Origin of the sequence: Escherichia sp. Lx600-2 (assembly GCF_036662595.1) — a bacterium.
In the GTDB taxonomy this organism is placed as follows: Bacteria; Pseudomonadota; Gammaproteobacteria; order Enterobacterales; family Enterobacteriaceae; genus Escherichia; species Escherichia coli.
The window spans coordinates 1-6,365 of record NZ_JAYQWM010000140.1; the positions used below are offsets into that span (position 1 = coordinate 1).

Sequence of the window (6,365 nt, forward strand, 5' to 3'; positions counted from 1 at the left end):
GAAGTGTGCCAGTTCAGGATGAATGTTTCCATGGGAAAGCCATTTATTAATAATATCAATTAAGTTCGAAAGCTCAGGGAAGATTTGTTCAATGTTTTCCTCTGTCTCCCGCACAGTCATATAGCGACGTCTCCTTGGGGATTGAAAACAAAAACAATAATACAACAAGTATGAAACAGAAGGTAGGTGGCAGGGGCGGAACAGGAAAACGCATGAGGGCGCTTCCTGGGGGAGATGCCTGGTATCTTTAGGGTTCAGTTTTGAGATCGGGAATTTTTGTACATTAAGTGCATTATTTAATCAATTGAAACGCGTAATGGATTGATTTTATCAGCAACTATCGCGTTTAAGTTGTCGATCATATTTGAGTTGTCTCATTAAGGTCGAATCCCCTGAAAGCGGCGTATAACGTAGGAGTTCCCCTCTATAGCAATAGGTAAGGCTGTTCAAAAAAGGCTTACCGTACAATAATTCGCTATATCCAGACGGCCCCCCTTGTCATACAAGCTCGTAAGTGGCCCTGACGGCCTGTCAATGCGGTACTGCCCTGTCGGGACTGCTCTACCCACATAAGTTTCTACATAGCTTGAAGCTGGATGGGGAGGTATTACGGCTTTAGCCGTAATACTTTCTTCGTCCTCGCAGCGCTGACAGTTTTCAGGGATCAAATTCGGTGGTTGTGTGAAAACGGTGCTGGTTGATAACCAGAAGGCTGCGGTGCTGAAGAATAACAACGGGAAAGTCGTGTTCAACTCCGGATTCCTGTTGCTGGCCGACCACTATAACTTCCTGCCACGGGCATGCCGTCCACGCAGGGCCAGAACAAAAGGTAAGGTTGAGCGGATGGTGAAATACCTCAAGGAGAACTTCTTCGTCCGGTACCGCAGGTTCGACAGCTTCACTCATGTTAATCAACAACTGGAGCAATGGATAGCCGATGTGGCTGACAAACGGGAGCTTCGCCAGTTCAAAGAAACGCCGGAACAGCGCTTCGCGCTGGAGCAGGAACATCTGCAGCCGTTACCGGATACGGACTTCGATACCAGTTACTTCGACATCCGCCATGTGTCCTGGGACAGCTATATCGAGGTTGGTGGTAATCGTTACAGCGTTCCCGAAGCGCTGTGTGGTCAGCCAGTATCGATACGAATATCGCTGGATGACGAGTTGCGGATCTACAGTAATGAGAAACTGGTGGCCTCACATCGCCTCTGTCCGGCATCGTCTGGCTGGCAGACAGTGCCGGAGCATCACGCCCCGCTCTGGCAGCAGGTCAGTCAGGTGGAACATCGACCACTGAGTGCCTATGAGGAGCTGTTGTGATGCATGAGCTGGAAGTCCTGTTGAGTCGCCTGAAAATGGAGCATCTGAGTTATCACGTTGAAAGCCTGCTGGAACAGGCAGTTAAAAAAGAGTTGAACTACCGGGAGTTCCTGTGCATGGCGCTACAGCAGGAATGGAACGGCAGGCATCAGCGCGGTATGGAGTCCCGGCTGAAGCAGGCTCGTCTGCCGTGGGTCAAAACGCTGGAGCAGTTCGATTTTACCTTCCAGCCGGGCATCGACCGTAAGGTTGTCCGGGAACTGGCTGGTCTGGCGGCGAAAACGTGATCCTGCTGGGACCTCCTGGTGTCGGAAAAACTCATCTGGCCATAGCTCCTGGCATGAAAGCGGTGGATGCGGGACATCGGGTACTGTTTATGCCACTGGACTGACTGATCGCGACACTGATGAAAGCGAAACAGGAAAATCGGCTGGAGTGTTAGCTACAGCAACTGAGTTATGCCCGGGTGTTGATCCTGGATGAAATAGGCTATCTGCCGATGAACAGAGAGGAAGCCAGCCTGTTCTTCCGGCTACTGAACCGTCGATATGAAAAAGCGAGCATCATACTGACGTCAAACAAAGGGTTCGCAGACTGGGGAGAAATGTTCGGAGATCACGTGCTGGCAACAGCGATACTGGATCGGTTGCTACATCACTCAACCACGCTGAATATCAAAGGAGAGAGTTACCGGTTAAAAGAGAAACGTAAAGCTGGAGTGCTGACCAAAAACACAACGCCAATCAGTGATGATGAAATGGTGGAAAGCAGACAGCATCAGTAACGAAAGTATCTTAGCGGGCATGAAAATGGCAAATAACGGTCAAACATCGTGGCGTTGACAGCACCGCCTGCTCCAGGCGCTTCAGCACCGCTGCCGGCTGCTCGCGCATGATGAACGAGCAGATGTTAGTGTCGAGCATCCAGGTTTTCTTCATGGCTCAAAGCGTCCTTCATCGCTGACCACATCCTCACGCTCCGCCATAAAGTCCGGATCGGCCCTGTCCAGCTGCGCGAACGAGCCCCAGGTCGGCCGGACGGGACGCAGAATGATGCTGTCCCCTTCCCGGACGATCTCCAGCTCGCTGACGCCGTCAAAATCCAGGTCCCGGGGCAGACGGATGGCGCGGTTATTGCCGTTTTTAAATATCGAAACTGTGCGCATGGATGTTCCTCCGGCTGATCATGCATGATGTGTGAGTACATATGTGCAGTATATGCCTGCCGGACTGGTCTGTATAGGTGTAACATATGCAGATGACTGACATATGCGTATGTCTGCCCTATGCAGATGCGTGGCATGTGGATATGCTGCGCATATCCTGTTTTCTCATTTCTCCACCGCAGATCCGAAAACCACCAAAACCGGATCCGCACTTTTCCAGCCTGAAGTGACATCGTTGGCCATACAGCTTTATTTCTGAATTGTGCCCGACTGAGAAGCAGCTGACTCAGTTCCGGAATCGGCGCAGATGAATTTCGGGAACAAAATAAATGTTGCCGCGCGCCCGTGAGCATGCCACGTACAGCCTGTTACGGGACGACGGTGGAAGGGCTGCCAGTTCCTGACGGGTCAGAAGCTTCCAGTGGGAAGATCCCATCACAATGCAGACATCCTGAAAGTGGTCGAGCCCTTTACTGACGCCCCAGTTCATGGAATAGCAGCCGTAACGGTGATGTTCACGATAGAAGAGCTTAATCACCGTATTATCGGCGTGCAGGGTGGCTGTGCGCTCTGCATCTGTGATCGTTTCAATCAGGGTGGCATGTATCCCATGGGCAGCGATACGGATGTTCAGTTGTCCGGTGATAAACTCGCACACTGAAGCTGAGCAACGCCATGTCCGGTTGAGCGTGTCCCGGTCAACCGTGAAACCTGCTGCGTCGAAGCGGGCCTCATATCGCGTAATGTCATCGTGCAGCGTTGAATTAACGTTGCCGTCATGGCTTGTATCAAAGGTATGTTGATAAAAATCGCCGCAACAGAGCACAGTGATTTCCGCGCGGCAGAGCTCCAGCAGAAAATTAAAGTCATGTCCGGCAAAGTCCTGGACTTCATCGATAAGCAGTTCATCGTAGTAACGGGCAAGCCGGGTACGGATATCCGGCAGCAGCCCCCGGGCTGTGAGTAAGTGTGCGAGCCTCCGGTGATACAGCCGTCCGGCGGGATCCTGATAATGCCGGGCATTCGTGCGCGGTATTCTGGGTGGGGGCTGGTCGAAGCTCAGCCCACGCGATGCCAGCTGCTCCTGCAGGAAAGGCCTGAAGCAAAAACCGTGCAGAAACTCAAACCAGGTCATCACCCTGATCCCGTCCGGGATAAAGCCAAAACGTCTGATAATCTGCGCCCGGAGATGCGCTTCATTATTCACGGTGAAGGTCAGGATCAGCGTCCGCCGGTCCTCACTCAACCGCTGTATCAGCAGCGTGGTCTTGCCCGAGCCGGCAACCGCAAATATCACTCTCTTATCCATGCCAGTGCCTCCTGAATATAATCAGGTACTGTCAGCTCTTCGGCGTGCAGCTGTAACAGCCGGAATGCTGCTTCTGCCTTATTGGCCAGCATGTATTCCTGCACCGTGAGTGTCCGGCGTGTTCCGCGGAAAAGCGCATCACACAGACCAGCGTTATCCTGATACAGGCAGATTTCAAATGTGGATCGGGTGTTATCGCGATCAGCAAATACCCGGGAGCGGGAACAAAGCACGTCAGCATAGCGTTCATCGCAGTTTTGCTGATAGTTGCCGTCATTATCACGAAGGGCCGCGACGCGATTTTCCAGAAGACGGGCCAGTTCAAGATAACGACGGAAACTCGTTCCGCCGATAGCGATGATGTGAACCCCGTCATCCTCCGGCGACCTGCCATACAGGCGGCGATAAAAGGCCTCGATCAGAATAAACTCAGCATCCCCCTCCACGAGCAGCACACGTCTGGCCAGCGCAAATTCCAGCACATTATTGTCCGGTGCTTTCATGAAGAAGGCGGCAGTCTCAGCGGAAAGTTCATTCATCAGTACCGGTCGGGCAGACCCGAGGAGGATTGCCTTACGCAGATCGAGGCGGGATGAGATATGGCTGCTGTGTGTGGCAATAAACACCTGCGTCTGCCGTTCAGTTGCAAGCTGATTAACCAGCCTCTTCATACTGACATGGCTGAGATGATTCTCCGGCTCCTCAAGCAACAGTGCGTGGAGCTCTCCCTGCTGCTGATGCCGCTGCAGTGCAAACTCTGTTTTGATGAAGCACTGCCTTCCTTTTCCACGGTGACGAATGGAAATACCGTCCTCGGTAATGTCCAGATTCGCCTCAAGACCTGATTTAGCACCGGAACGCACGCCAAACTGATACGTATCCAGCGTGTCGTTTATGGCTGACAGATGCCGGGTGCAGAAGTGCATTTTCTGTTGCCGGTAACTGTTTTCAAGCCGGTACCGATCGGCTACCGGCACATTGACGCTGTAAACTGTGCGCGTATATTCCTGTGCGGCGTGCTCGTTATCGATGCGTGCACTGTCTAACAGCAGATGGCGCAGATAGCGTCTGAAGCCGGCAAAATGCCCCCCGGAGAAGGTGCTGAACCGCACGGAATAGTATTCATAGGGAAAATTATCGGGATCCTGCTGCAGGACATGATGTATATCCTGACCGTATTCCTCCGTCATGGGTGCAATGCGCATTCTGAGACCATCCGCATCGATACCCGCCAGATTTTGCCTGCCGTTCAGGTCAGGATCTCCCCCATTACTCAGGAAAACATCAGCTGTCAGCACGGGTAACCGATCGGCGCGGCGCTCACCTTCCTGAAACTGCCTGACTGCTGACTGGGACAGGAGCGATTCCACACCCAATGCCTCGACCCGGTGCCGGCTGTCGCTCAGCACAAGGTCAAGGGCCAGCAGAATCGTGCTTTTCCCGGACTCATTGTCCCCGACCAGAATGTTACGGTCATGAGTGAAGCGCAGGTCCAGTTCCGGAAACTTTTTAAAGTTTTGCAGCATAAGCCGCGTGATCAGAGGCATCTTTTATTCCTTTATATACCGCTGACTGAAAGAGTGTCCGGCAGCGCCAGACCGCCTGTTTTGTTTTACAGCGTTATCTTATCCAGTCTTCCAGCACAAGACCCGGTACCCGTTCAAATTCCCGCGTATTATTCGTCACCAGCACGGCACCGGCGGCGATGGAGTGTCCGGCAATCGCCGTGTCGTTCGGGCCGATCGGCGTCCCGGCGAGGCGCAGCGCCACCTTAATCTCCGTGGTCGCGTCCACCGCGGCGCGATCCCAGGGCAGGATGGCATCGAGGCGGGTGCAGAACGCGTCAACCAGCTGCACGTGGCGCGGCGAGGCCTTCGGGCCGGTAGCCCCGAAGCGCATTTCGGAATAAGTGATGGCCGAGACCACGATACGGTGGCCACGCAGCACCGCCTGCTCCAGGCGCTTCAGGACGGCTTCCGGCTGCTCGCGCATGATGAAAGAGCAGATGTTGGTGTCCAGCATATACGTTTTGTTCACAGGTTAACCCGTCCTTCGTCGGTGACAACGTCCTCGCGCTCCGCCATAAAGTCCGGGTCAGCTTTTTCGAGCTTCGCGAACGAGCCCCAGGTCGGCCGGACGGGGCGCAGGATGATGCTGTCCCCTTCCCGGACGATCTCCAGCTCGCTCACCCCCTCAAAATCAAGATCGCGGGGCAGACGGATGGCGCGGTTATTGCCGTTTTTAAAAATGGATACGGTTCTCATTATTTCCTCCTGGCCGACCGGCCTTTATACATATGCTCAGTATATGCAGATGATCGGCATATGTATAGATATAGCATATGCAGATGGCAGGGGTACGCATATGCCAAACCTATACACACTTCTGTCTTTTTTCTGCTGAGATCCGAAAAAAGCTATAATCGGAGATTTAAATTTCATCAGTACTGACAGGGTGTTAAACACAGGTATTATCGAACGGTTCTGTTTTCGGCACTGTTGCAAAGTTAGCGATGAGGCAGCCTTTTGTCTTATTCAAAGGCCTTACATTTCAAAAACTCTGCTTACC

General features: G+C 53.0%; 5 protein-coding genes and 4 pseudogenes. 3 read left to right on the plus strand and 6 right to left on the minus strand.

All coding sequences use genetic code 11. From position 1 onward, the window contains the following. Positions 1 to 669: 669 nt before the first annotated feature. Positions 670 to 1,323 (plus strand): annotated as a pseudogene (gene istA, locus OQV04_RS23050) (IS21-like element IS21 family transposase); the annotation flags it as partial. After that, a pseudogene (istB, locus tag OQV04_RS23055) lies at positions 1,323 to 2,107 on the plus strand (IS21-like element helper ATPase IstB). The pseudogenes istA and istB, both read left to right, overlap by 1 nt. Positions 2,108 to 2,153: 46 nt before the next feature. Here istB and OQV04_RS23060 read toward each other — a convergent pair. The 6 genes and pseudogenes from OQV04_RS23060 to vapB (OQV04_RS23085) form a co-directional block, all read right to left on the minus strand. After that, positions 2,154 to 2,261: pseudogene (locus OQV04_RS23060) on the minus strand (VapC toxin family PIN domain ribonuclease); the annotation flags it as partial. After that, positions 2,258 to 2,488, minus strand: coding sequence for a type II toxin-antitoxin system VapB family antitoxin (gene vapB / locus OQV04_RS23065; RefSeq protein ID WP_001261276.1), 231 nt, complete (start codon positions 2,486 to 2,488; stop codon positions 2,258 to 2,260). The pseudogene OQV04_RS23060 and the gene vapB (OQV04_RS23065), both read right to left, overlap by 4 nt. A 286-nt stretch (positions 2,489 to 2,774) precedes the next feature. After that, on the minus strand, positions 2,775 to 3,797 hold the full coding sequence (locus OQV04_RS23070) for a hypothetical protein (protein WP_063073408.1): 1,023 nt from the start codon (positions 3,795 to 3,797) through the stop codon (positions 2,775 to 2,777). Continuing rightward, on the minus strand, positions 3,782 to 5,344 hold the full coding sequence (locus tag OQV04_RS23075) for an ATP-dependent nuclease (RefSeq protein ID WP_063073409.1): 1,563 nt from the start codon (positions 5,342 to 5,344) through the stop codon (positions 3,782 to 3,784). The genes OQV04_RS23070 and OQV04_RS23075 overlap by 16 nt, the downstream gene beginning before the upstream one ends. Before the next feature lie 73 nt (positions 5,345 to 5,417). Continuing rightward, positions 5,418 to 5,834, minus strand: a complete 417-nt coding sequence (locus tag OQV04_RS23080; protein WP_063073410.1) for a type II toxin-antitoxin system VapC family toxin — start codon at positions 5,832 to 5,834, stop codon at positions 5,418 to 5,420. Beyond that, entirely contained in the window at positions 5,831 to 6,061 is a 231-nt protein-coding gene (gene vapB, locus OQV04_RS23085; RefSeq protein ID WP_063073411.1) for a type II toxin-antitoxin system VapB family antitoxin, read from the minus strand. Before vapB (OQV04_RS23085) ends, OQV04_RS23080 begins: the two co-directional genes overlap by 4 nt. On the opposite strand from vapB (OQV04_RS23085), the pseudogene OQV04_RS23090 reads away from it, so the two are divergent. Further along, positions 6,018 to 6,173 (plus strand): annotated as a pseudogene (locus OQV04_RS23090) (hypothetical protein); the annotation flags it as partial. The gene vapB (OQV04_RS23085) and the pseudogene OQV04_RS23090 sit on opposite strands and share 44 nt — an antisense overlap. Positions 6,174 to 6,365 lie beyond the last annotated feature (192 nt).